This is a genomic window from Peribacillus sp. TH14, from assembly GCF_016651145.1.
GTDB classification, from domain to species: Bacteria; Bacillota; Bacilli; order Bacillales; family DSM-1321; genus Peribacillus; species Peribacillus butanolivorans.
Map to the genome: position 1 here is coordinate 715,514 of NZ_JAEKEK010000001.1, position 26,114 is coordinate 741,627.

Annotated in this window: 27 protein-coding genes; 9 read left to right on the forward strand and 18 right to left on the reverse strand. The window is 38.0% G+C overall.

All coding sequences use genetic code 11. The annotated features are described in order from the left end of the window. The first annotated feature begins 612 nt into the window (after nucleotides 1-612). From JFU50_RS03610 to JFU50_RS03630, 5 genes are all read left to right on the forward strand, one after another. Nucleotides 613-1,035: an HIT family protein gene (locus tag JFU50_RS03610; RefSeq protein WP_053344922.1), complete on the forward strand. Its 423-nt coding sequence runs from the start codon at nucleotides 613-615 to the stop codon at nucleotides 1,033-1,035. A 281-nt stretch (nucleotides 1,036-1,316) separates the two neighbouring features. Continuing rightward, nucleotides 1,317-2,420 carry a 3-phosphoserine/phosphohydroxythreonine transaminase gene (gene serC / locus JFU50_RS03615; protein WP_201181956.1) on the forward strand — a complete coding sequence of 368 codons (1,104 nt, stop codon included), beginning with the start codon at nucleotides 1,317-1,319 and terminating at the stop codon, nucleotides 2,418-2,420. Between the two features lie 130 nt (nucleotides 2,421-2,550). Next, entirely contained in the window at nucleotides 2,551-3,069 is a 519-nt protein-coding gene (locus JFU50_RS03620) for a tryptophan transporter (protein ID WP_098174919.1), read from the forward strand. Between the two features lie 620 nt (nucleotides 3,070-3,689). Continuing rightward, nucleotides 3,690-4,052 (forward strand): YtxH domain-containing protein, encoded by a 363-nt coding sequence (locus JFU50_RS03625; RefSeq protein ID WP_201221717.1) that lies wholly within the window; start codon nucleotides 3,690-3,692, stop codon nucleotides 4,050-4,052. A gap of 189 nt (nucleotides 4,053-4,241) precedes the next feature. Then, the gene (locus JFU50_RS03630) at nucleotides 4,242-4,820 is read left to right on the forward strand and encodes an HTH-type transcriptional regulator Hpr (protein WP_053344917.1); all 579 of its coding nucleotides are present in this window, start codon (nucleotides 4,242-4,244) and stop codon (nucleotides 4,818-4,820) included. 7 nt (nucleotides 4,821-4,827) lie between these two features. Here JFU50_RS03630 and JFU50_RS03635 read toward each other — a convergent pair whose 3' ends face one another. Beyond that, a complete protein-coding gene (locus JFU50_RS03635; protein ID WP_201181962.1) occupies nucleotides 4,828-5,154 on the reverse strand; it encodes a DUF1878 family protein in 327 nt (108 codons plus the stop codon). Nucleotides 5,155-5,538: 384 nt separating this feature from the next. Here JFU50_RS03635 and JFU50_RS31905 point away from each other — a divergent pair, with 384 nt between their 5' ends. Both JFU50_RS31905 and JFU50_RS30580 read left to right on the forward strand, forming a co-directional pair. After that, the gene (locus tag JFU50_RS31905) at nucleotides 5,539-5,925 is read left to right on the forward strand and encodes a DUF3267 domain-containing protein (protein ID WP_223305572.1); all 387 of its coding nucleotides are present in this window, start codon (nucleotides 5,539-5,541) and stop codon (nucleotides 5,923-5,925) included. A 111-nt stretch (nucleotides 5,926-6,036) separates the two neighbouring features. Further along, the gene (locus JFU50_RS30580) at nucleotides 6,037-6,219 is read left to right on the forward strand and encodes a hypothetical protein (protein WP_034314696.1); all 183 of its coding nucleotides are present in this window, start codon (nucleotides 6,037-6,039) and stop codon (nucleotides 6,217-6,219) included. Nucleotides 6,220-6,331: 112 nt separating this feature from the next. Here JFU50_RS30580 and JFU50_RS03645 read toward each other — a convergent pair whose 3' ends face one another. Together JFU50_RS03645 and JFU50_RS03650 are read right to left on the reverse strand one after the other, a co-directional pair. Continuing rightward, on the reverse strand, nucleotides 6,332-6,415 hold the full coding sequence (locus tag JFU50_RS03645; RefSeq protein WP_034314699.1) for a YjcZ family sporulation protein: 84 nt from the start codon (nucleotides 6,413-6,415) through the stop codon (nucleotides 6,332-6,334). A gap of 186 nt (nucleotides 6,416-6,601) precedes the next feature. Then, entirely contained in the window at nucleotides 6,602-6,685 is an 84-nt protein-coding gene (locus JFU50_RS03650; protein ID WP_083450669.1) for a YjcZ family sporulation protein, read from the reverse strand. Nucleotides 6,686-6,885: 200 nt separating this feature from the next. On the opposite strand from JFU50_RS03650, the gene JFU50_RS03655 reads away from it, so the two are divergent. Next, nucleotides 6,886-7,752 (forward strand): peptidylprolyl isomerase, encoded by an 867-nt coding sequence (locus tag JFU50_RS03655; protein ID WP_201221719.1) that lies wholly within the window; start codon nucleotides 6,886-6,888, stop codon nucleotides 7,750-7,752. Nucleotides 7,753-7,805: 53 nt separating this feature from the next. Here JFU50_RS03655 and JFU50_RS03660 read toward each other — a convergent pair whose 3' ends face one another. From JFU50_RS03660 to cysK, 8 genes are all read right to left on the reverse strand, one after another. After that, a complete protein-coding gene (locus tag JFU50_RS03660) occupies nucleotides 7,806-7,988 on the reverse strand; it encodes a sporulation YhaL family protein (protein WP_053344914.1) in 183 nt (60 codons plus the stop codon). Nucleotides 7,989-8,089: 101 nt separating this feature from the next. After that, complete coding sequence (gene yhaM / locus JFU50_RS03665; protein WP_201181969.1) at nucleotides 8,090-9,028, reverse strand: 3'-5' exoribonuclease YhaM; 939 nt, start codon at nucleotides 9,026-9,028, stop codon at nucleotides 8,090-8,092. Between the two features lie 177 nt (nucleotides 9,029-9,205). After that, complete coding sequence (locus JFU50_RS03670) at nucleotides 9,206-9,904, reverse strand: (2Fe-2S)-binding protein (RefSeq protein ID WP_053344912.1); 699 nt, start codon at nucleotides 9,902-9,904, stop codon at nucleotides 9,206-9,208. Beyond that, nucleotides 9,897-10,721, reverse strand: a complete 825-nt coding sequence (locus JFU50_RS03675) for an ABC transporter ATP-binding protein (RefSeq protein WP_201221721.1) — start codon at nucleotides 10,719-10,721, stop codon at nucleotides 9,897-9,899. Before JFU50_RS03675 ends, JFU50_RS03670 begins: the two co-directional genes overlap by 8 nt. A gap of 497 nt (nucleotides 10,722-11,218) precedes the next feature. Then, nucleotides 11,219-11,389, reverse strand: coding sequence for a hypothetical protein (locus tag JFU50_RS30585; protein WP_242489022.1), 171 nt, complete (start codon nucleotides 11,387-11,389; stop codon nucleotides 11,219-11,221). A gap of 278 nt (nucleotides 11,390-11,667) precedes the next feature. Continuing rightward, a complete protein-coding gene (locus JFU50_RS03685; protein WP_201221723.1) occupies nucleotides 11,668-14,763 on the reverse strand; it encodes an ATP-binding protein in 3,096 nt (1,031 codons plus the stop codon). Beyond that, nucleotides 14,711-15,928, reverse strand: a complete 1,218-nt coding sequence (locus tag JFU50_RS03690) for a metallophosphoesterase family protein (RefSeq protein ID WP_201221725.1) — start codon at nucleotides 15,926-15,928, stop codon at nucleotides 14,711-14,713. The genes JFU50_RS03685 and JFU50_RS03690 overlap by 53 nt, the downstream gene beginning before the upstream one ends. 186 nt (nucleotides 15,929-16,114) lie before the next feature. Further along, nucleotides 16,115-17,038: a cysteine synthase A gene (cysK, locus tag JFU50_RS03695; protein WP_053344908.1), complete on the reverse strand. Its 924-nt coding sequence runs from the start codon at nucleotides 17,036-17,038 to the stop codon at nucleotides 16,115-16,117. 530 nt (nucleotides 17,039-17,568) lie between these two features. Between cysK and JFU50_RS03700 the strand changes: the two genes are divergently transcribed. After that, nucleotides 17,569-17,757: a YhzD family protein gene (locus tag JFU50_RS03700; protein ID WP_056528009.1), complete on the forward strand. Its 189-nt coding sequence runs from the start codon at nucleotides 17,569-17,571 to the stop codon at nucleotides 17,755-17,757. Nucleotides 17,758-17,862: 105 nt separating this feature from the next. On the opposite strand, the gene JFU50_RS03705 is transcribed toward JFU50_RS03700, so the two are convergent. From JFU50_RS03705 to JFU50_RS03735, 7 genes are all read right to left on the reverse strand, one after another. Continuing rightward, on the reverse strand, nucleotides 17,863-18,660 hold the full coding sequence (locus tag JFU50_RS03705; protein WP_201181981.1) for an enoyl-CoA hydratase: 798 nt from the start codon (nucleotides 18,658-18,660) through the stop codon (nucleotides 17,863-17,865). Nucleotides 18,661-18,752: 92 nt separating this feature from the next. After that, nucleotides 18,753-20,369 (reverse strand): long-chain fatty acid--CoA ligase, encoded by a 1,617-nt coding sequence (locus JFU50_RS03710; RefSeq protein WP_201181984.1) that lies wholly within the window; start codon nucleotides 20,367-20,369, stop codon nucleotides 18,753-18,755. Nucleotides 20,370-20,806: 437 nt separating this feature from the next. Next, nucleotides 20,807-21,646: a sugar phosphate isomerase/epimerase family protein gene (locus tag JFU50_RS03715; RefSeq protein ID WP_201181987.1), complete on the reverse strand. Its 840-nt coding sequence runs from the start codon at nucleotides 21,644-21,646 to the stop codon at nucleotides 20,807-20,809. A gap of 262 nt (nucleotides 21,647-21,908) precedes the next feature. Continuing rightward, on the reverse strand, nucleotides 21,909-22,931 hold the full coding sequence (gene iolG / locus JFU50_RS03720; RefSeq protein ID WP_201221727.1) for an inositol 2-dehydrogenase: 1,023 nt from the start codon (nucleotides 22,929-22,931) through the stop codon (nucleotides 21,909-21,911). 74 nt (nucleotides 22,932-23,005) lie between these two features. Then, a complete protein-coding gene (locus JFU50_RS03725) occupies nucleotides 23,006-24,025 on the reverse strand; it encodes a LacI family DNA-binding transcriptional regulator (protein ID WP_201221729.1) in 1,020 nt (339 codons plus the stop codon). A 76-nt stretch (nucleotides 24,026-24,101) separates the two neighbouring features. Continuing rightward, on the reverse strand, nucleotides 24,102-25,061 hold the full coding sequence (locus JFU50_RS03730; protein WP_201181992.1) for a sugar ABC transporter substrate-binding protein: 960 nt from the start codon (nucleotides 25,059-25,061) through the stop codon (nucleotides 24,102-24,104). Between the two features lie 50 nt (nucleotides 25,062-25,111). Further along, a complete protein-coding gene (locus JFU50_RS03735) occupies nucleotides 25,112-26,110 on the reverse strand; it encodes an ABC transporter permease (protein WP_056527988.1) in 999 nt (332 codons plus the stop codon). Between the last annotated feature and the right edge of the window lie 4 nt (nucleotides 26,111-26,114).

The following is a 26,114-nucleotide window of genomic DNA, read 5'->3' on the forward strand; positions in this document are numbered from 1 at the left end:
CTTCTGCTTTTATATAGTCGAGTGTCCCCAGAAATAAATTTCCACAAATAACCAATTATATTTTTTCTACTTAATGGCCATCATAATTAAGGAAGAAGGGGTTAGTCATTACGTGTGATTCACATCATATTGTAAATGAGGTGTCAGTTAAAGACGTATTACACTGAAATGCCCAAACGTTTTATTACAAATGATTCACATCATATTGTAAATGAGGTGTCAGTTAAAGACGTATAAACTGAATTAAACCAGAAGCTTCATAAAAAATCGTATCGAGCAAGGAGATGGTTCGCTTGCACGTAAAAGCAGAAAAATCATTCAATAATTATCATTTATGCTTTGAAAGTTGATGAAACTTTAAAGATATAGGAGATGGTTGCTTTGAATGGAAAATCTCTAATCAGATAACCGTATTTTACTTTACTTTACTGTAGATGAGGTGTTTGTCGCAGAGAATTTATGCTAATGCGAATTGAAGCAAAACCCCCTTTTTCAAACAGACAGGGTGCAACTTTCCGTTGCATCCTGTTTTTATGGTTTTTTCTTTTCTCAGGGAATCAAGCTATGGTACGATTAACCAAATACATTAATTTTTTTAAAGGGGCGTTTTTAATGAGTGATTGCATTTTCTGCAAAATAATCGATGGTGAAATTCCAAGTACGAAAGTTTTTGAAAATGAACATGTGCTAGCTTTTCTTGATATCAGTCAAGTAACAAAAGGCCATACTTTGGTGATTCCTAAAGTACATAAGGAAAACCTTTACGAGTTAACACCGGAAATCGCCAAAAATCTATTTGAAGTCGTGCCTGAAATTGCCCGTGCCATGAAACAAGAATTCCAACCTGTCGGCCTTAATCTTTTAAATAATAACGGGGAAGCAGCCGGACAGTCCGTTTTCCATTTTCATATGCACTTAATTCCACGACACGGAGAAAATGACGGCTTTGGGGCAGTTTGGAAAACACATACACGTGACTATACACCCGATGACCTGAAACAAATAGCCGACTCTATTGCACAGCATATTAAGTGAAACTCCCGCTACCAGTAAAGGGTTATTGTCTATCTCCCAAAATGTTTAGAAGATTACAACTTACGTTCAATACTATTCAGTTGTACCGTGACAATTAAATACCCTAAATAGGTCCTCACTCACAGTGAAGGACCTATTTATTTCCTCCTCTTCTACTCCTTCCTAAATCAAAATGATTATCCATCTAAAATTCTAAATTTTCCTCCTATTGAATTTAGTTTTCTGGTAGGATATAAATAGACTAAAATACTTTAACACATAGCCGTATAGGAGGAAGAAAATTGAAACGTGCACGCAATTTTAACGCTGGGCCAGCCGCCCTTCCCTTAGAAGTTTTACAAAGAGCTCAAAACGAATGGTTGAATATTGAGGATTCTGGTATGTCTGTCATGGAATTAAGCCATCGAAGTGCTGAATTTGAAAAAATTCATAACCATGCCATTCAATCCTTAAAAGATCTTTTGGAAATTCCTGAAAATTATGAGGTTCTTTTTCTGCAAGGGGGAGCCAGTCTTCAATTCTCTATGATTCCTATGAACATTTTGAATGAGGGACAACGCGCAGATTTTGTACTAACAGGTTCTTGGTCGGAAAAAGCTTTAAAGGAAGCCGAAAAAGTTGGTAATACAGCAGTCGTTGCTTCATCTAAGGATGAAAAATATACGTTCATTCCTAAACTTGAGGATATCAAATTGAATGAAGATGCGGCATATCTTCATATTACAAGTAATAATACAATTTACGGAACACAATGGAAACATTTCCCAGAAACAGGTAACGTTCCACTAGTAGCTGATATGTCAAGTGATATCCTTAGCAAAAAAATTGATGTTAGTAAATTCGGAATCATTTATGCTGGTGCACAAAAAAATCTAGGACCTTCTGGAATTACCGTCGTTATCATCCGTAAAGATTTAATAACTGATAATGAAAAAATCCCATCCATGTTGAATTATTCTATTCATTCAAAAAATAACTCATTATATAACACACCGCCGACATTAGCGATTTACTTATTGTCACTTGTGTTGGATTGGGCCAAAGAACAGGGCGGTGTAGAGAAGATTGCCGAAGTAAATGGAGAAAAGGCAAAAGTCATTTACGATGCTATCGACAACAGCAATGGTTTTTACAAAGGCCATGCCCTTCCAGACAGCCGTTCACATATGAATGTAACGTTCACACTTCCGACTGAAGAAGCTGAAAAACAATTCCTGAAAGAAGTTAAGCAAGCTGGATTTGTGGGACTAAACGGTCACCGATCTATTGGAGGCTGCAGAGCATCCATTTATAATGCGGTACCGCTTTCACATTGCCAAGATCTTGCTGACTTCATGAAAAAGTTTCAAGAATCCTATAAAGCAACTGAAGCACAAGCCCTCTAGTTTCTATGCAAATTTAAGACTTCTAAAAAAATAGGTCTTATGATATACTATTTTAAACTTCTTGCAACAAGCAGTAGTGCATTGTTGAAGAAAAGATTTTAGTTGAGATGAGAATAGGAGAGATGAGTAAATGAAAACGAAAACTCTTGTGTCAATATCCCTTTTAATCGGGATTGGGGCTGCTTTGCATTTTATTGTTCCAGGATTCTTCCTAGGAATGAAACCGGACATGATGCTGTTGATGATGTTTTTGGCGATTGCACTGTTTCCCGAGAAAAAGAATGTATTCATTGTAGCCTTGGCTGCTGGAGCTATCTCTGCCATGACAACAACATTCCCCGGAGGACAAATTCCAAATATCATAGACAAGTTGGTAACAGCTTTTCTGTTTTATCTTTTATTTATCAGTCTTAAGAAGTTTTCAACATCCGTTGTCACCGTAAGTATATTGACTGCCGTAGGAACAATTATTTCCGGCGCTGCCTTCCTTGGTTCGGCTTATTATATCGTCTCCCTACCAGGGCCTTTCGTTGCACTATTCGGAGCTGTTGTCCTTCCTGCCGTACTGCTAAATACAGTTGCGATGGTTATCATTTATCCAATTGTGAACGGCATTGTAAAAAAATCAAATATACCCGCTCATGCTTAAACAGCAGGAATATCATACTTAAAAAAGCACCGGAATGACCGGTGCTTTTTTTTCTCCTTATGAATCTGGGATTTAGTCAGCATCTAGACTTATCTCTGACATTAAAACAAATCCTCTGAGGCTTAATGAATCAATACCCACATAAACCAAATAAAAAGCAGAAAGACCCCAGGTAGGCCCAAAGCGAACGCTCTAGTTTGATGCACCCTCTTAGGAGGATAGATACCAGGATTTTTTGCTTTCCTTAGAAAATACCCCATTCCACACAGGCATATTAGGCCTAATAAAAATATAAATTTCATTATTACCCACCAATGCCATCAATGATCCGACAGCTAGTTTTTTACTATCTATATGCCGTTCTTTTCTTTATATGAAGCATTTATAGATTAATTTTCAAGTTATTTTTAAATATTATATATTTAATATCTAAGTTTAAAAAAATATTTTTGTGATATAAAGATAAAATGGTAGAGACTCTTCCCTAAGGATGAAAATTATGGTATTTTGTTATCAATAGTATTTATATCCCTATATAACTTAATTTCCAATTGATGTTTTTCCAGCAGGGATTTAGACCATGTAAAGCGAAATCAATATTATAAAATGAGGTGATCCTAATGAAAGCAAAATCATTACTAATTGGCTTTTTAACTGGAACAGTTGTAGCGGGAGCAGCAACCTTACTTTCTGCACCAAGTTCTGGTAAAGACTTACGGACTCGCATCAAAACAAACACGGAAGAAATTAAGGCAGTCATTGATGAGTTAAAGGCAAAATTGTTAAATATTAAAGATGACACAATGGAAGCTACACAAATCAGCAAAGAAACGGTGAAAACCTTCATTTCAGATGTTCAGGTGGTCATTGAGAACTGGAAGCAGGAAATTGAACCAAATAAAACGGAATTATTGAAGAATGTTCAAGAAATTGAAGATTCTCTGAAAGAATTAGAAACAGCATTACCTTCTCCTAAAAACTAAAAGTTAACACCATCATACAAGGCTGATTCTCCATTTTTCCCAATAATTTGCATAGTTTATTAGAGAAAAATGGAGAATCTATTAAAAAACCTTAAATTTTCTAAAAATTTTGCAAATATTATCTTTATTAATTTTTATTTTATTGTCATAATAAATATACAGAATCTGATAAGTAGGTGAGCCCATAAAATGCAGAATAAAAATTATTCTATGAAAGAAGCAATGATTTTTAGTCAACGAATTGCACAATTAAGCAAAGCATTATGGAAATCGATTGAAAAAGATTGGCAGCAATGGATTAAGCCCTATGATTTAAACATCAATGAGCACCATATTCTTTGGATTGCTTATCATCTTAATGGCTCTTCCATTTCAGACGTTGCAAAATTTGGGGTCATGCATGTTTCAACAGCATTTAACTTTTCAAAAAAATTAGAGGAACGTGGATTTTTAACATTCTCCAAGAAAGAGAATGACAAAAGAAATACGTATATTGAGATAACTCCAGAAGGTGAAAGAGTTCTACTTGAGTTAATGGAGTCATATGACCCAAGTAAAAACTCAGCTTTCTCAGGTGCACTTCCACTTCGTGAACTTTATGGTAAGTTTCCGGATATGATTGAAATGATGGCTGTCATTCGTAACATATACGGGGAAGATTTCATGCAAATCTTTGAACGGTCATTCGATAACATTGATCAGGAGTTTACTGACGTTGAAGGCAAAATCACAAAAAAAAAGATAGAGAAAGAAACTGAGCCAGTTTAATTTAATCTCACACTCTATTCATTTCCTTCATGAATGATACATATAAACCTTGTGAGAGGCATGCGTTAATACATTCTTTTATGGTTATTTTAGGATTCAACCTTTTTTCAAATTGAATAAAAAGCGGTCGAAAGTTCATGTACCCTTCCGCTTTTTCTATTTCATAGCGTTTGCTCAATATATCACATGTCTCCAACAACTCTTCCGCTTCCTTCTTCGTGAAATTTTTTTCCACAAAAAGAAAGTCTAACTTTGCCTCCGGATTACGTATAAGGTTTAATAATAGTTGCTGATGAAAACGGAGTATTTCTATTTCTTCATTTATATTTCCCATACATTATTAATCCCCAATCAATCATTATTTAGCATAAAGACTCCAAACCATTATTCCGCCCAAAATCCACCTTATTCTTCATTTAGAACTCGATTTTATCTTATTGTAGCCTTCTTCATTCTGCACTGTTTTTTATCTTCAAACTAAATCCAAAAATTCTATTGCTTTTTCAACTCATTCATCGTAATGTATGTAAGTAAATTCAACGGTCTATGGAGGGCTGATTTCAAAATGAATTCGTGGAAAACAATAGACGTAACAAAACAATATGGGAGTTGCCGTTTAATTATTTTTTCAGTTTTTACTATATTGATGTCTTTTGTTATGATCTATACATTATTAAGTGTCTTTTCAACTCATGTCGTTTTGTATGACGATCAAACAATGGTATTTTTTAGCCTATTGCTCTTATTATATCCTGTTCACAAACTATTACACTATTTACCTCTACGATTACTATGTAAAAAAGTGAAAACATCCTGGTCTTTGAAGTGGAGACTCGTGCTCACATGCAAAATAAATGTGCATTACCCCATTCGAAAGCACCTATATCTCTTGACGCTAGTGCTACCCTTTTTAATTATGTCTGTCATATTAATTGGGTGTGCCCTTAGTTATCCACATTACATCCATTATTTCACTATTTTATTTTCCCTGCACACCGGATTATGTGTATCGGATTTCATTTATATAAAAAATCTAGTTGGTTCGCCAGGGCATTCCTTTATTGAAGAACATGGAGAAGGATACGACATCCTCATCCAAAAGTAATTGATTGTCTTTTTATTCAAAAAGATGACTGACAGATTTTTAGGTATCTTTTTTCATTATAATTTGGTATCGTATTTATACATGATGTTTTGTAAGGAGGGATTTTAGGTTTTGATCTCGTTCTGGTTTATTATTTTTGCTATACTGATTCTTTATAATATTAATAGAATGACAAATTCTTTATGTATTCAAAAGGAAATTGCTGAAGACCGGCAGCCTAAAGTATTCAGGACCATTAATGTATTAATTACTATTATGTTATTATCCTCCTATATTGAAATTTTGTATACGTAGAGATGAGCAACAAATGTTGATTATCATTTGTTACATACATTGATGATACCCGGGGCATTATCCACATAAAGAAAAGGGCGAAGCGAGCAGCTTCGCCTTTTTGTTTATGAGTTTATAACCAAGAAGCTCCAATTATGACTAACAGGATGAAAAGAACGACAATTAGAGCAAAGCCTCCACCTATTCCTCCAGACATTGATCTTCCTCCTTTCCATTCTTAAGTAATAGCAATTTCATGCACACTCTTATATCCGCTAAAAGGAATCATTCCTTTCATTAGCTTGATAAGCATTTTATTCATTTCTTGTTGAGCGGCTACCCTATCCTATTCAACTCCATTGCAAAAGGAGTGGGCTCTTTCCATTATTAATTTTGAGTATAATTAGCAAAAGGCTGCCCCTACAATTATTAATAAAATGAATAACACTACTAACAAAGCGAAACCTCCGTTAAATCCATTACCCATTTTCCTACCTCCTTTGTTGTCCTCGATTTATCATATGTTAAGGTTTATTATCCGGTTAGGTATTTACCCAATTTTCGTAAAATTCTTATTCATACATCAATATATTATTTTTTGTAAAGTAACCAGAATATGTTATAGTTAATTCTGTGGAAATACTAAGAAGAGCAAACAAGAAACTTAAAACTAGGAGTTGTTTTTTAATGAAGAAATGGGCATTATCGATTGCTGTTACAGCAGGATTGATCGGACTTACAGCATGCAACAGCGACAAGGAAGCAGTCGTAGAAACTAAAGCAGGAGATATATCTAAAGAAGAGTTTTACAATGTCATGAAGGACCGTTATGGTGATACAGTTCTTCAAGAACTTGTTTATGAAAAAGTTCTTTCTGAAAAATATACCGTAACGGATAAAGAAGTTAAAGCTAAAACGGACGAGCTTAAAGAGCAAATGGGTGAGAATTTCGAAACAGCTCTAGCCTCTTCCGGATATAAGAGCGAAGATGATCTTAAACGTGCACTAAAAATCGGCATGCTTCAAGAGAAAGCAGCCATCGCGGATATTACCGTGAAAGAAGCTGAAGTAAAAAAAGCTTATGAAGACTATAAACCACAAATCAAAGCTAGGCATATCCTTGTAAAAGACAAAAAAACAGCAGACGAAGTTAAAGCAAAATTGGATAAAGGCGAAGACTTTGCTAAACTTGCTAAAGAGTATTCTACTGACACAGGCACAAAAGATAAAGGTGGAGAGCTAGGCTGGTTCGGTAAAGGTGAAATGGTTCCTGCATTTGAAGAAGCAGCCTACAAAATGAAGAAAGACGAAATCAGCGCACCGATTAAATCTGATTACGGCTACCACATTATCCAACTGCTTGATACAAAAGAAAAGAAACCATACAAAGATATGAAAAAAGATCTTGAATATGATTTGAAGGTCGCTCAAATTGACCAAACTAAAGTTCAAGATATTCTGGATGCAGAGGTTAAAAAAGCAGACGTGAAGATTAATGATAAAGATTTAAAAGATGCTATTACATCTGGTGGCACAACTAAAGAAGAAAAGTAATTTTAAATAGTAAAAGCGACAGGACTATGTCCTGTCGCTTTTTTTATTTCAGGCTAGGCTCCCTGGTTTATATCCTTTTTACGCCTCTCTCTTTCCTCTTCCATCCTTTCAATATACTTCTGACCTTCCTTCTCAATCCAAGCATCATCTATAAGGCGTTCTTGCCTAGCTGTCCATATTGACATGACTGCACTAACGATGATTCCAATAAACACAAACCAGATCCATATTGGCATGTCCTTTTCCCTCCCAAATAAGTCTCCTAGTCATTTACTAGAGAATATGCAGAAACAAAAAAAATATGCTTCTTTCTCGATTGAGAAAGAAACATATTTCATTAAAATGTTGGTTTATAGAATGAACGATTATCGAGTGCAAAGACTCTTTCCGTAAATTCACCCGGTTTTACTTTTTCCAATGCCCGGTCCATCATATTTATTTTGGCATCCATGTTATCTATATAATGAAGTACTTCTGCTTCCCTTACCATTGGTGGTTTAGGACTGCCCCATTCAGCTTTACCATGGTGACTTAATATTAAGTGCTTGAGGATCATGATTTCTTCTGCATCGATCCCTAATTCCTCTGCAGCTTTACCGACTTCATTTACCATGATGGTGATATGGCCTAGAAGGTTACCTTCAACCGTATATACAGTCGACACAGGTCCAGATAGTTCATGTACCTTTCCAAGGTCATGTAGAATGACCCCTGCATAAAGAAGATCCTTATCGAGCGAAGGATATAGGCTTGAAATGGCTTTAGCTAATCCCAGCATCGACACAACGTGATATGCGAGTCCTGACATATACTCATGGTGGTTCTTAGTAGCAGCAGGAAACGTCAAGAATTCATTCTGATATTTTTTGATAAGGTGTCTGGTCACCCTTTGGATATTTGGGTTCCTCATTTCGAAAATGAATTGAGTAATCGTTTCCATCATTTCATCCTGACTTAAAGGTGCCGTTTGAATCAAATCCGCTTTTGTGATGCCATCAGCATCCGCAGTAAGTCTAATATTACGGATCTTCAATTGGCTTCGTCCTCGATAATTCTGGACTTCCCCCTGAACTTTCACCGTAGCTTCTGCACTGTATGTTTTCTCATCAGTCTCGGAGACATCCCATAACTTAGCCTCAATCTCCCCAGTTTTATCAGACAAAATCAGTGTCAAAAACGGCTTTCCATTACTCGCAACCGCCTTTGTACTCGTTTTAATATACATATATATATCTACTACTTCACCAATTCCATAGTGAATAATCCCATTTCCCATGCGACTGCCTCCGTTCAATTAAATATCAACATTATAACATATCAACCCGATTAGTGCGTTTAGTTTCTATAATAAGTGATAGACAACCCGAAAGAAAAAGACTGGACAGATGAAACTTTTCATCCCATAAGAAAACCAGGCTCGAAGTCAAAGCCTGGTTTTCTTATGATTATCTATTCAACAGTTCTTATTCGGACAGTATGAGCATTTTTCCTGACCGTCAATCTGGTAATATAAACAGCATGTCACTCGTTTATAAGGATTCATGGACTCAGGAATGGTTTTTTCTCCAATGAATCGTTTAAATGGTGAATGCCTTTCTATATTCATCCAAATCTCATCTTCAAGCAGCCTTTCAATGTCCGTTTCAACTCGTGTTTTTATATCTGGCTGTTTCAGTAACTCGGCATACATCCATACCGTATAGCCCCAAATGTTCTCCCAGAGTACAAGTTTTGATATTTTAGTAGCTTTAGAAAGTGGAAGAATAGCTTCCGCACCAAACCTGCTTAATATGGATTTGAGTGCTAAAGGGCTATCCTTTTCCGAAACATCTCTCCAACTGTTATTTTTCAGCCAAAAGTTTGGCAGCCAATTTTTATCTTCGGGATTATCCAAGACACCCATGTCCTGAAGTGTACCATTCCAAGTAAGCCGATGCTTGCTGATCATGTACAATTGTGCCGTAACAAAAAAGGCATAACGTCTGAACCACATTGAGGCTGCAACTCTTGTCGTTTCCGCTCCAGTCCGGGCTTGTGCATACTGAAGCAGCCCATCAATATGATCAAACGACTTGGAAACTTGAGCTTCATCTTTGAGGGAAATCCGATACGTTTGCAGCTCTTTTTCTATAGAAGAAGAAAGTTTATGCATTTGCCAGCGCTTTTACCTGACTTTGGGCATAACGCCCCTTTCCAAACGGGATACACATTGGGCTGCCAAAAATCGGATCAAACGAAATTTTACACTTCATTCCGAATACTTGATGAACCATTTCAGGAGTGATTATATCCTCTGGCCGTCCCTGATCATATATCGCTCCATCTTTAAGAGCCACCAGATTATCCGCATAGCGGCAAGCCAGATTCAAATCATGAAGCACCATCACAATTGTTCGATTCTCAGATTCATTCAAATCGAATAATAAGTCCAAAATGTCGATTTGATGTGCCATATCAAGATATGTAGTCGGTTCATCCAATAAAATGATGTCCGTATCCTGCGCTAGGGTCATCGCTATCCAGGCCCTTTGCTTCTGACCTCCTGATAATTCATCGACCGCCTGATCCTTCAATTCTGTTAGGTTCGTTGCTTCAATTGCCTTTTGAACTTTTTCCTCATCCAAAGAGCTCCACTGCTTCAACCAGCTTTGATATGGATATCTTCCTTGTTTAACAAGTTGATAGACCGTAAGTCCTTCAGGGGCAATAGGCGATTGTGGAAGAATCGCCATCTTCCTTGCTACATCCTTCGATGACATGGAAGAAATAGCTTTTCCCTCAAGTAAAACTGAACCGGATTGAGGCTTTAACAAGCGGGCAACCGAACGAAGAAGCGTTGATTTCCCACATCCATTTGCACCAATGAATACGGTGATCTCCCCATGAGGTATTTCTATATTCATTTCATTTATAATTAATTTTTCACCATAACCGAGCGATAAAGACTGTGTGTTAATAGCTGGTCGCATTAAAATACTCCCCTTATTAGTCTAATAATATCAGTTTAATGAAAATGATTATCAATGTCAATTTTAAAAAAGATAAAAACAAAAAAACATAGTTTCTGTTCTTCTTTATGAATACAAAAATAATTATCCTTTAATAAAGTTATCCTTCGATTAAATATATGAAGAATCCTTAGTTAACATTAATATCATCCAATCAAAAATGAAAAAACTGAGTCCATTATTCAGACAAAGGTAATTTGCTGAAATAACACACAAGCTACATCGTTTAATTTAAGGCATTGCCATATCGGTTAAATAGTCCACCATCAACTTCTTGTTACATGGCACAGCTACCTGTATCAGCTCTACTAGGCGGGAACTTAGTATGCAAGCATGTTAATTCTGCCACCACTTGAAATAAATGCGGGCTTTTCAGTAAGGATAGATGACCCTTCTTCATTTATAGGTAAAATCAAGAAAAAACAAAAAACCTCTCCTATATTGGGAGAGGGTTTTTTTCAACCAACAAGCAGGCGGTTTGTGCAATAAACCAATGATTCATTTCTAATTAGGAAGAACAAATCCTGATCGATAAAAGGAATTAGTTCCTCGGCAATATTCCATGCATTGACTTCTATTTGATAAAGGATATCTGGATTTTTCGTACAGGATAACTCCTCACTCAGCATAGCAAGATTCGGATCTAACGCGTGACCTAGCTCATGTGTGAAGATAATCCAGGTATACTCCTCAAGTCTTTCAAGCGAGCCTAGGACACCTTCGCACTGAATTTCGATATCTCTATTATATAAAGTGATTGTATGTTCTTCTGCAGAATACTTCCCCCCAACACACCGTTTATCAGGAAACTCCTTTAAAATTTAAATTACTAATAAAGAGAGTGAAGGCATTGAATATGAATGAGTTTGTTAGCCATCATGATTCTTCTCTACAGTTAATCATCGAATTATATTTCAGAAATAATTATATCCTTCTCATTTTGATGCAAAACTTGCTTAGATAGCCGAATTACTTGATTTTCTGTGAAATGTTCCAATACATGTTGGTGACATGTAAAAAAGAAAATTTGCCGCTTTTCCGACACCTTCTTCAATAATTCAAGCATCCGTTTTGTTCTTACCCCGTCAAAATTAACAAAACTATCATCAATGATGAGTGGGAATGAATCATCCTCAAAAGTATGATCAGCAAGCGCGAGCCTTAAGGAAACATAAATTTGCTCTGCTGTTCCACGGCTGACCTCCTCAGCACTGAAACTCAAGCCATCACTGCGCTCTACCCAAAGTCCATCACCTGACTGATCAAGGTTTATCTTCCTATAGCGCCCATTTGTTAAAAAGGCAAAATGTTGTTCTGCTTCAGCGATGACCTTCGGGAGACGTTCTCGTTTATATCGGTCTAAGGTTTTATTTAATAAGCTTTTGGCTATGGCAAATTTTGCCCATTCCTTCGCTTCCTCGTTAAAAGCCGCTTTTTCTTCATAAAAATGATGAAGTAAATCGTCATAAATACCTGAAGCCTCAAGCTGTTTGATTCTTTGCTTCGTATCGGACCGCTTCTCCAATAAAAGTGATTTTTCCTTTACTAAATCCTTACGCTTTTGTTCCAATTTTTCAAGAGTATATGTGCTGATTCCCTGTTTATAGAGAGTTTGAATCAGTTCAGACTGCATTCGGGATTGCCCTATTTGAATGTTTAGCAAATCATATTGTTTTTGCAACATGACTTTCTCCTCAGACAAGACCGCGTTTTGACGAAACTCTTCCTCACCCTTAACATGCGCTATGGCAAAAAGCTGTTCCTTTTCCACATCAAGATAGTCTTTTTCTATCGACAGCCGCTCTATTTCATTCGTTAAACGGCTCAGTTCCTGCATCCATTGTGTAAGTTGAACGTTTTTTTCCATCGTATTGTTTATTTCTCGTTTCAAAAGGCTGATTGCGTCCCTCCAAGTGGAGGGCTCCAGACCACTCCCTAGAGCAAATTGAAATAAAGCCTCCGATTTACCTTCAAACTCTGAATCTAAAAATTGATATTGTCTGATTTTTTCATGTTTCCTTTCAACGGCTTCCTTCCACTTCTCAAGCAATTCAAATACGGATTCAAGATTGATTTCCACTCCGGAATAAGGCATCCCCCAGCCATTAATGATGGTGCTCACCTCTTTATTTAGTCGGTCCCTGCTTGCTTCCCAGGCGGCGTATTCCTGGATAGTCGTTTCGAAGGCTTCCTCTCGCTCTTCATATTTAAACCGTTCATTTTCGAGCTGCCTTTGAAGACGGTAATCTTGTTCCAGCAGTTGCCCCATCGACTCTCCTTCAATCTCTCTGTTAGTTTTTGCCTCACTCTCAAATACAGCCCTTTTCCTTTTCGCTTCATCAAGTTGACGGGTAAACCCGGACAATATATCATCTCCCTTGAATAAAGACCTAGAAACTGCAAACAAAACGGCCGCTGTCAGAAGTATACTTCCTACTAATATCTGGTCACTGAAAAAACTTCCTATTGCACCCAAACAAAAAAGTCCTATTAAACTGCCATTTATGAGCAGCGAACGTTTGCGATTATTCTCCTCCTTCTTCTTCTGTAATTTTAATTGTTTTTCAAGCTCCAAAATTTGCTCATCAAGAAGCAGGATTTTAGCTTCTTCAGAACCGGTACTATTCTGCTTGTTATATAAAGACTCCAGCTTGTTTCTTTTTTCTTCTGTCAATAGCTGTTGCTTTATCTCCTTCAAGCGTGCTTCCGTCGTTTCTAGATTCCCTTTTTGCAATCCATATTTTTCATCGAGCTGTCTTTTATCATTTTGCAGACGATGCTTCTCCCTCTCTGCTTTTTTTACCTTTTCCTTATTGAATGTACTGATATCGAGTTTCCTGATTTCTTCATCAGAAACATCCCAGAATAATTCCTGCTTTACCTTTTCAATATTCTTTTCTTCCATCAGCCTTTCATGTTCCGCTTTGCGCATGTCCAACTCAAGCTTATCCAGCAATGACCCTTGGTCGATTGCATGTTCGATCCGTTCTTTATGATCCCTGATAAACGGGTTGATCTCGATTTGTACTAGATTTTGTTCAAGTTGCTCTACCTTCTCAGTCAAGGCGGCTAGTTGGGCATTAATTGGCATCCCAACTGCTTGTAACTGTTCAAACCTTTTTAAACCATCAACAGGAAAACTGACATCCTTAATCTTACTGTGTCTTGATTCAATTTCTTCCCGTTCCTCAAGCAACGGTTTAATTCGTAAAAAAGCACTCGAGTTAACATGGCTTACCTCTATCTCTTGGATCTGGTCCGTGATTTCAGAAAGTTCACCTGTAAGTTTTGTTTCTTCCAGCAGTAAAGCCGTATATGACTTTTGTTCATCTTCTGCCGCTTTCACCTTTTTTTGAACTTCTCTGAGTTCTTTTAATCTGACATTTAGTAGAGGTTTATGACCTGATGGCTTGAACCTGAGATCCAATTCTTTTTGCAGCTTCGTTTCTGCCTCGAGAAGTTTATCGTTCCCAATCAGCCCGGCTGAAAGCAAATATTTACTCATGGTTCCTTCACTGAGTGTATGTAATCCCTGCAGACCCTGAAGGTCGAAAGAAAAAATGGCTTGGTAATAGTTTTTATCAACTCCATGGAGAATATCATTCAGTTCTTGCTCGCCTCCAACCCTCCCGTTTTCGAAAGTCACTTTCACATCACCGGTGGCTTTTCCCTTCACCCGTTCAATAAAGATTTCCCCGTCCTTTTTTGTGATGAGAGTGAGTCTCCCGCCATATTTGGCATGCATTTTAGGCTCGTAACGCGGTTCATTTTGAACTTTTGTTGGAAACCCAAAAAGAATACTATGAATGAAAGACATAATTGTGGATTTGCCCGATTCATTTTCTCCAAAGAAGATTTGCAGCTGTTTCATTTCTGGAAAACGTTGATTTTCCAGTTTGCCATAACCATAAACATGGAGGTCTTTAATTATCAAACCATTTTCCTCCTTTTTATAAATATCCTTTTGATTCAAAAACCTGCAAAAGCCATCTTTCTGCTTCATCCATAAGCTCCTGCTGCTCTTCTGCCTCTAAGGAATCAAGGAATCTTCTTGCTCCTGGCTGCTTATAAAGCGGTGACAGGGCAGTCTCAATATCCTCAAATTCAGAAGCAAGCATTGATATTTCAGCCACAAACGGCGTTATTTTTTCTCTCGAACTTACCACGGATATAGGCTGAATGATTTTGATTCTATACAGCCAAACAAACGACTCACCTTGCTCCTCATCCTGTAAAATCCTGGTCAATTCTTCAAGAATTTCACCATAATAGTTTACTGAACCTACAATGTCCAACTTTATCTCTAAAAGATAGCATCTACCATCAAAGCGCTTTTTCTCAAGAATATCCTTGCATACCTTATACAGAGCATCAAAATTTGAATCTGCAGAAATTTTTATTGTTTCACTTTCCCATATCACCCCGGAGGTTTCGATAAAGGAATGTCGCTTAGTGTCACCGTCCAGTTCGACTAGTAGGCAGCCTTTTACGCCAGACTCCTTACGATTTCTACCTTGAATATTCCCTGGGTAAATTACAAGCGGATTTTCTGATACAACCTGATGCTTATGAATATGGCCTAATGCCCAGTAATCAAAATCTTTGGCACAAAGTTCCTTTAGCGAAAAAGGGGCATATGGGCTATGCTCAGAATTTCCTTCTAAATTGCCATGAAGTAGACCGATATGGTAATCTGCCCCTTCAGCTTTTATGTATGTTTCGATCATTCGCTCTGTTACATGACGCCGTGGATAACTAAATCCATAAAGGTGGACAGACGTTCCATCGCTTTTTTGAAATAATTTCACTTCGGTTTGCCCCGAAAAAACGTGAACATTTCCCGGAAGCTCAACCGTGACCCATGATCCGCTGAGATGATCATGATTTCCATGAATGATAAAGGCTGGAATCTGGTGTTGCTGAAGTTTTTCCATTTCGCTTCGAAAGCGGACCTGTGTCCGAAGACTTCGATTTTCCCCATCAAATAAATCACCCGATAACACAATAAAGTCAACCTGATGGAAAATTGCCTCATTAATCATTTTTTGAAAGGCCTTAAAAGGACTTTCTCTTATTTCCTTTAATAAAGATGGCGGCATATCCTTCAATCCGGAAAAAGGACTATCCAAATGTAGATCGGCCGCATGAATGAACTTCACACTGCTCACTGAAATCACCTCGGTTCCTAACATCAATTTACTTTTATTTTAACATAAATAGAACATACTTTCTCATCCGAATTACAGTACTGCCGTTATAGTAATGGATCGGGATAACCAGTATCGGCAATTTCAGGAGAAAAAAGACCGAATGGCAGACACTTTGTTTCGTGCACAGCATTCGGTCTCTACTATTTATTTAAAAATATCCATACTTAAGTAACGTTCACCATTATCCGGTGCAATGCAAAGGACACGTTTTCCAGTTCCAAGACGACGAGCTTCCTGAAGGGCAGCCCAGACAGAGGCACCGCTTGAAGGCCCGATTAATATACCTTCCTTCGCAGCCATATCCTTCATCGTCGAAATCGCATCTTCATCTGCCGCTTGCACAATTTCATCAAGTACTTCGGTATTTAAAATGCTTGGTACAAAACCAGGGCTTGTACCTACCAGCTTATGGGGACCTGGCTTCCCTCCTGAAAGAACAGGAGAACCTTTAGGCTCGACAACGACGACTCTTAAATCAGGAAGTTGTTCTTTTAACGCTTCACCCGTTCCTGTAATCGTTCCACCTGTTCCAGCAGTTGCGACAAACACGTCCAACTTGCGGTCCATCTGCTCTAAGATCTCGACCGCTGTCGTTACTCGATGTATATCAGGATTGGCTTTGTTTTCAAATTGCTGAGGAATAAAGCTATTAGGAATCTCTGCAGCAAGTTCTTCGGCTTTACGAATTGCTCCTGGCATCCTTTCTGACGCAGGAGTGAGGACAACCTCCGCTCCGTATGCTTTTAATATGTTAATTCTTTCTTTTGACATATTATCCGGCATGACCATAATAGCCCGATAGCCTTTTGCTGCAGCATTCATTGCAAGTCCGATACCTGTATTTCCAGAGGTGGGTTCAATGATTGTTGCTCCAGATTGAATAATTCCATCCAGTTCAGCCTGCCTAATTAAGTTAAAGGCAGCCCGATCTTTTACGCTGCGACTCGGATTAAAATATTCAAGTTTCACATATACTTCCGCGTCACCCTCCGCTGTTAAATGATTAATTCTAACAACTGGTGTATCTCCTATCAATTCCGTAATATTATTTACGATTTTTACTGTCATTCAAAAAAGTCTCCTTTCGGCTTATGCACTTTCTACTACATTATTATATCATTTATGATTTTTTGTTTTAAGGAAAGAATTCCGCTTAAATAAATAGGTTTAATTTTCATTCTGTCCAAATCAGTGTCCAAAAATAAAAAGCATACTCATAGAGCCCTGTAGGCTATAGAGTAGCCTTTCTCATTATTTACCAGCTTTTATTTCTTTTAAATCTTATTCGATATATTTCTTTTCAATCACTAAGGATGTATCCCGTTTCTTATATATTCCCCACTTAATATTGAAAGTCTGCTTGTTTCTGATGCGGCTATGCACAGTCAGGCGTCGCTTCTGATAAAATGAAGTCGGATTTTTCAAAAGCGGCCTGAATGAAAACGGAATCTATTGATATTCTATAAATTAATAATGTTTACTAAATATATTTTCCTTACATAGTAATAGTCAAAATTGACAGAAAATGATAAAATTTTCAATAACCGTTTAAATATTACGAAAAAAACAGTCTATTATTTGAAAAGGGAGTTTTGAAAATGAGCAGAATATACAAATTAACCGTATTTGAACCGTCAGGGGAAAAACTCTTGGATGAATCATTTACGGCTGAGAATGATGAACATGCAAAAGAATTAGGTCAAAATTTATTAAATGAAAAAAACTATCAAGATCAAACACATCGCTGTACATCACCCGCAGGCGCGTTATTACTTTTTCATCGTTGATTGGAAAAATGGAAGCGTGATCATTTAGATGTCGACTAAGTTTTATACATCTTCTTTCTGATTATATAAAAAGGCAGTCACAATATCGTGACTGCCTTTTCCGTTTCATTTTCCGATAAAATTTGGTCTTCTTTTTTCAACGAAAGCCTTTATTCCTTCTTGGTGATCCGCTGTTTGGCGCATTTTAAATTGGGCAGCCTTTTCAATTTCAAGCATCTTTATTAATAATGGACGATTTTTTTCACTTAGAATCTTTTTCGTCTTGATCATCGCTTGAACAGGACTTTTCAGCCATCCTTGTACTTTTCTCTCTACCGCCTGCTCCAAAGTTCCATCTGCTATTTCGTGAATGAGGCCTTTTTCTTTAGCCTCCAGCGCTGTTAGCACTCTACCTTCCCAGATTAATTCTTTCGCCCCCACTTCACCAAGACGTCGCTCAAGGAAGAAATGTCCACCCCCATCAGGAATTAATCCAATGCCGATAAAGTTCATGGCAACCTTACTTTCTGAGTCAGCAATAAGATGGTCAGTTGCAAGCGCAATACTCAAACCAAGACCTGCTGCTGCACCGTGAATGGCACTGATTGTCAATTTAGGCATGAAATATAAGGTTGTTACTAATTCACTAATTCCATCCATCAGGTCATTAAAACCATCTTCTTTATCAGGTGCGAGCATCATTTTAATATCTCCGCCTGCTGAAAAAGCTTTCCCATTGCCTTTTAAAATGACGACGTCCACGTCCTCATTCTCACTTACTTCTTTAAGAGCAAAAATAAAATCATTTAGCATTTGCGGATTTAATGCATTCATAGCCTCTGGACGATTCATTGCAACAGTTGCTGTTCGTTCCGAATATGTGACTAAAACCGTACCTGAATTTAATGATGTTTCATTACTCAATCTATTTCCTCCTCTTTCATTCTATAAATTTATTATATATGCTCACTCTACTATCGTAATAGAAAAAAGTTATATTTATTCAATTTTACCTTTTATTTCTTAATATATTTATCCTGAAGCTGATCACGCAACGCCCTTTTCAAGAACTTCCCTACACCCGTTTTTGGAATATCATCCAAAAAGACTACTTCATCCGGTAACCACCACTTAGCAAACTGCGGTTTTAAAAATTCTATTATGTCTTCTTGTGATACCTGCTCTTTATATGCATCCTTCAAGACAACACAAGCAATTGGGCGTTCCTGCCATTTTTCATGAGGCACTGCAATGACTGCCGCCTCAAAGATACCCTCATGAGCCATTAATGTATTCTCTATATCTACAGAGGAAATCCACTCTCCACCGCTTTTGATTAAGTCCTTCGTCCGATCGACAATTTTCACAAAGCCTTCCTCATCTATCGTGACAACATCTCCGGTATAAAGCCAGCCATCTATAAACGTCCCCTCGGATCGCTCATCTTTAAAATACTCATCCGCTATCCATGGACCCCTTATAAGTAATTCTCCCATTTCTTTTCCATCCGCTTTCACTTCACCATCCTGCCCGACAACTTTAATTTCGATCATCGGCGAGACAAGCCCCTGCTTGGCCTTCAACTCATAAAGTTCATCCTCAGGTAAGTCTTCCTGATAGCTTTTTGGTTTGGAAACAAATACGAGCGGGCTTGTTTCCGTCATACCATAAGCATGCAGGAATGGAATACTGTACTTTTGCTCAAAAGTTTTAATCATGCTTTTTGGAGCCGCCGACCCTCCGCATAAAACAGCGCGAATACTGCTCGTATCATGGCTACCTTCTTCAAGCTCCTTCAACAACCCAAGCCAAATCGTCGGAACTCCTGCAGCGATTGTGACCTTTTCCGTTTCTATAAGCTCTGCCAAAATTTTCGGGGTAAAGTTCGGTCCCGGTAAAACCATCTTTGTGCCAAACCAAACACTCGCAAATGGCATTCCCCATGCATTAACGTGAAACATTGGTACGACTGGCAAAGCCACATCCCGTTCGCTTATTGCTGTAGAATCAGCAAGTCCCAGCGCAATCGCATGCAACAAAATTCCGCGATGTGAATAAACCACACCCTTTGGATTTCCTGTCGTGGCGGATGTATAACACATGCCGGCAGGTGCATTTTCATTTAAATCCTGAATGAATGTCTGCTTAGGATTCCCTTCAGCCAATAACTTTTCATAATGGTAAACAGGTGATAGTGTCGTTTCAGGCAGTTCATCATTATCAGTCATAATGATGTAGCCTTCTACCGTTGTTAACTCATCTTTAATCGTTTCCAACATTGGGATGACATCAGGATCTATTAGCAATAATCGATCCTCCGCACTATTGACGATATAAGAAACATGCTGAGGAGACAGACGCATATTAATTGTATGTAGGACAGCCCCATGACAAGGAATCGCAAAATATGCTTCCAAGTGCCGATGATGATTCCATGCAAGTGTTCCGATCCGGTCACCTGTCTTGATACCGAATTTTTCAAGGTTACTCGCTAGCCTTCTTGTACGCTCAGCAATTTTTGCATATGTAAAAGTGTGAATTCCACCGTCCGTACGCGAAACTACCTCTTTTTTTGGAAAATATTTTTCAGCTCTCTCAATGATTTGCGTCATAATCAATGGAGTATCCATCATAACAATCTCCCCCTTCTCTAGAAAACGCTTTCACATATATATTCGACCAGAAAAAAAATAATCCTTTTTCCCTAGGTTCGGTTTTACATTTTATTTTAAGACTCTGGTTTACATTATTGGTTAAACAAAAAAAGGACCTTAAACTTGATCCTTTGTCTGTCTTATTCAGTTCTTACAACCCATAACTCTAGAGGGACCTAAAAAAGAAAATCGCCGTCAAAAATTGGGAATTCCCTAATATCCATCGTCTTAAAAATGGATATTCAGTACTATGAGATGGCCTTAGAACCGTCAGGAAGAGAATCTCAGATAATGCCTTAAAAGAAAAACTACAATATTTATTTATTTATTTAAGGTTAAAAAGTCAATTAACTATTCTTTCCCTTATTGACTTCTACCTTAAAGCTTTAATACCGCTAGGTACATGAATTAAGATGCTATATAGAAGCCTTGGTCAGCTCCTTTAAATAAATCAAGGATTCTTCTGCATAGGTATAAATTAGGTTCATTGCTGGATATCCTTTACCTGCTTGGAAAGGATCAACCCCTGGAGCCATACATTCCACAACAATATGACCATTAAAACCAGATTTATTTATACCGGATGCAAATTGTCCAAAATCAATATGTCCCCTGCCAAGAGCTCGCCTGTTGCTATCCGCTACATGGATAATTTCTAGGTGTTCTTTTGTTTTCAGAAATGGTGTTTCCATATCTTCTTCTTCAATATTCATATGGTATGTATCCAATAGCATTTTCACTTTCGGATTACTTACCTCTTGAACAAAGAGCAATGCGTCATCTCCGCTGTTTACTATACAGCTTTCATACCTATTTAATGGTTCAATCACAAGTGTAATATCTAATTCACCTGCTTTTTCTACTAATTTCTGGACGGAATCAATGGCCCATTTCCAATCCTCTCCATTTAATCCCATCGGCGAAGTTTTTCCGACAGCAGAAGGACATACAACGAGGTATTTTCCTTCTACCTCCTTTACAGCCTCTATCTGTCTTTTAAAATACTCTATAGCTTTTTGACGATTTTCCGAGTGAGCATTGGCAAGGTCTTGTTCTTCATTTGGCCAGCCTGAATCTCCTGTCAAACCTCCAATTTCCAAAGACAATTCTTTGGAAAGATGTAAAAGGTCTTTCCACTTATAGTCATTCACAGCTGCTCGAATTTCTATTGCATCATATCCTGTTTGTGACACAAATTGCATAACCTTTTCTATAGGTATATCGCCGAAAATCCAGCTACATATTGAAAATTTCATTACATTACTCCCTTATTGTTAGTAAGATCACTTCCAAAAAAGTTTTTCGTAAAACTTTTCTCTCTGACACTAACTGGCTTTCCAATTGCTGCACCTCGGACTGTTAATACTATTAACCTCGGGTGTTACCTATCAGTCAAAAAGCCTGCGCACTTTTAGTAACGTAGAAGTATTTTCTTAAATTTCCCGGCAAAATTTTCGCATCCGGCTCTAGAAGCCATTTCTATTTCAGCTGGTTCATATTATTCTTTCTTCCGTTTAATTAATATGTAGCAATTTGGTCAGTCTGCTTCAACTGAACCGGAATTCCCGTTTCTAGTGATTGTTTTGCAGCTTTAGCAATACGCTCAGCTTGTATGCCATCAAAGCCACTACAACTCACTTCAAGGTTTTCAAGACATGCCGATGCAAACTCAGTTACTTCATCTATATATGCTTGAGTGTAGCGTTCAAGGAAAAAGTAAAACGGCTTTTCTTTCTTTACATGATCATTTGTTGAAACCTCAACAGTTGTTGCCCTGTTGTTATCCACTTGTGCAGTACCCTTATCCCCAAAAATCTCAAGACGTTGATCATATCCATAGACGGCACGGCGGCTATTATCGATAACCCCTAGTGCACCATTTGCAAATTTCAAAGTTATGATGGCTGTGTCAATATCGCCTGCTTCCTCAATAGCGGGGTCTACTAACACAGCTCCATTTGCGAACACCTCCACAACTTCACTGCCCATAACGTAGCGAGCCATGTCGAAGTCATGGATCGTCATATCCATGAACAATCCGCCTGAAGATTTAATATAATCAGCACTTGGCGGTTGAGGATCACGTGAAGTGATTCGCAAAATATGAGGTATCCCGATTTCACCTTCTTGAACGAGGTTTCGAATCTTACGAAAATTCGGATCAAAGCGACGGTTAAAACCAACTTGAAGCTTTACACCTGCACTTTTCACCGCAGTAAGTGCTTCTTCTGTTTCTTCCACTGAGAAGCTAATTGGCTTTTCACAGAAAATATGTTTTCCAGCTTTAGCCGCTTCTTTAATAATATTTGCATGTGTATTTGTTGGTGAGCATATAAACACTGCTTGGATTTCAGGATCACTAAGCAATTCAAGGTAATCCGTTGTCAATACTTCAATTCGTTTCTCTATCGCCCACTCTTCAAGATGTTCAATTGCAACATCCGAAACACTTTTAATTCGGATTTGCTGAATCACCTTCAAATTATCTACATGTAATCTTCCAATACGACCTGCTCCAATAATTCCAACAGTCAGTGTCATTGACCTAATCCCCCTAATTAAGCGCTTAACCTAATAAATAAAACACCGGGTTGTAACCGGTTGACTCATTAAGCTTAACTTTTTATTTCTTTTAAGTCTCTTACTGAATTACGTTCTATAAGTACTGGTGCAAGCATGATCCTATGCCCAGATTTATTCGGCTTTTCAATTGACAGCAACAGTTGATTAATGGCATAACTTGCCAATTCATCTATAGGTTGAGCGATTGTCGTTAAGCCTGGGTATGCTATTTCTGCATGTATGGTGTTATCAAAACCAATCACCGATATTTCATTAGGAATAGCTACATTTTCCTTTCGTGCTTCATTCATAAAAATGGCAGCAATTAAATCGGTTGACGCAAATACCGCAGTGGGCCTATTCTCTAATTTTAAAATTACCTTGGCAGCTATTCTTGCGTCTTCAATTTTTGATTTAGAATGAATCACTTGTTCTTCATTCAACTTAATCCCCTCATCAATCAGTGATTGTTTAAAGCCCTCTAATCGAAGGTTTCCACTTGCACGGTTTAATTCGGCAATCACTGCAATATGCCTATGTCCTTTATCCAACAAATAACGCCCTGCAAGATATCCACCCCGTATATCATCTGTCGTAACAACATTAGTTGTAACAAAAGAGGGGTGATCGACTGAGAACATCAAGAGTGGGAAATTCCTGCTTTGAAGCTTCTTAAAAACCTCCCGATCATTCGGTTCAGTTGCGATGATAATTCCATCCACCTGTTTTTTTATAAGGAGCTCTAAATAGTCGTGTTCCCTTTCCCGTTGATAATCTGTGCTGCATAAAATAATGGCATAGCCAATTTCACGAGCATTATTTTCCAGGGCTCTCGCAACCTCAGCAAAAAAAGGGTTTGAAATATCAGGAACAAGCACTCCTATTGTGAATGTCTTCTTCCCTGTCAACGCAGCTGCAACAGTGCTTGGCTGATATTCAAGTTCTTGCATGATTTCCGTTACTCTATTTCTCGTTTTATCGCTAATTCGTCCTGTTTTATTTATCACCTTTGATACCGTGGCAATTGAGACGCCTGCCTTTTCTGCTACATCATAAATTGTAGGCTGCTTCATATGTTTTCAAAACTCCTCCAAAATATCCTTTACTTTATTTTAGCATGAAGGAATTTTGCGGGTACTATAGATTTCCTTATTTTGAAATACTTTTTAAGAAGTCTAATTTTTCTTCTGCATTTTTTACTGTTATGATGTCAATCCCGCTATCTAATCGCTCATCAATCTTGTCCCCATTTATTGCTTTCAAGGCATTTTCAACACCTTGATACCCCATGTTATATGGGCTCTGGGCTATGGTGCCAGCCAGCTTGCCTTCCAAAATGGATTCAACTGCTTCTTCCGTTCCATCAGTACCAATAACTTTAATATCCAGTGCTTTTGCTTCAACAGCACGCAATACACCTAATGCCATATCATCATTTGCTGCGAAAACACCTTTAACATCTCCATTTTTTTGCAAAATATTTTCCATTACTGACATCGCTTTTGTTTTATCACTATCTCCAGGTTGTTCTGCAACAACTTCCAGACCCGCTTCTTCAAGCGCTTCTTTCGCCCCTTTAATCCTCGCATCAGTAGCCGGATTGCCGAGTGCTCCTGAAATTAAAACCACTTTATCTCCTTTCTGAAGCATAGAAGCCAACAATTTCCCACCTTCCAAACCTGCAGTCCGGTTTTCTGTTCCGATAAAGGTTGTTTTTCCTTCAAAATCAGCATCTGAATCTATAAGTAATACAGGTACATTCTGAGCTGCGGTTTCTAACACCGGTACAACCGTTTCAGGTTGTGAAGGAGCGACTACGATTGCGCCAGGTGACTGATTTATTTGATCTTCAAGCATATTAACTTGCTGGATCACTTCCGACTCTGCAGATGGACCCACCACTGTTACAGTTACCCCAAGGTCCTTACCAGCAGCTTTTGCTCCCGCCTCTACATATTTCCAGTAAGGACTTGATAAAGTTTTTAAAACGACTGCTACACTTTCATCTTCACCGCCGCTCGCTTTTTTATCTGCGTCGCCGCAACCAGTCACTAATGCCATACACGTTACCATTAATGCCGCTCCAAACCATTTTAGTTTCCTATTCATTCTTCTACCTCCAAATTATAGTGATATACTTGAAATGAATTTATGATTGATTATCTTTTTTTACTTTTGCGTTGACGGAGTACGTCAACAAAAACGGCTGCGATAATTACAAAACCGATTACTGCCATTTGGAAATCAGCAGGCACGTTCAGAAGGTTTAAACCATTTCTGAGCACAGCAATGATCATTGCCCCAATTAATGTACCCCAGACAGTACCGACACCTCCCATGAAGCTAGCGCCACCAATAATGACTGCCGCTATTGCATCAAGTTCATATGATTGACCTGCAAGAGGGAATGCGGAATTTACTCGTCCAACCATTACAAGTCCTGCAAGACCTGCCATTAAACCACTAATTGTGTATACTATGATCAATACACGATCAACATTGATACCCGAGAGACGAGCGGCTTCTTTGTTACCACCGATTGCGTATATATATCGCCCTGTCTGTGTCCTTGTCAAGAAAATATGAAAGATGATATATACAGCGATTACTAGAAGGAAGCTAACAGGTATGGGACCTACAAATTCCCGTCCTAAAAATTGAATTAAATATGGAAAACCAGCAATTGGAGCCGCTGCCGTAATGATTAGTGCAATTCCACGTGCAATATTCATCGTACCAAGTGTAGAAATAAACGGGTGGGGCAAACGTAATTTCGTTAATAGCAATCCATTAATTAAACCGAATCCAGCGCCTACGAACAGACAGGCAAGAAGACCCAAGATTGGACTTAATCCCATCGTGACTGAAACAATTCCCATAACCATGATAGAGACTGCAAGAATGGAACCAACAGATAAATCAATACCGGCTGTTAAAATCGGAAGAAGCATGCCTATTGCAAGTATGGCGTTAATAGAAGACTGACGAGCAATATTCATGATATTGTTCAATGTCATAAACTTGTCCGATAGAAATGTCAGGACTGTCGTTAAAAGGATAAGACCGATTAATGGCCCAAATTTACTTACGTAAGTCTTAATGGTTCTACTCTGTTTTGGTGAATCATTCTCTGGTTTTTGTATGACTGCTTCATTCATAATT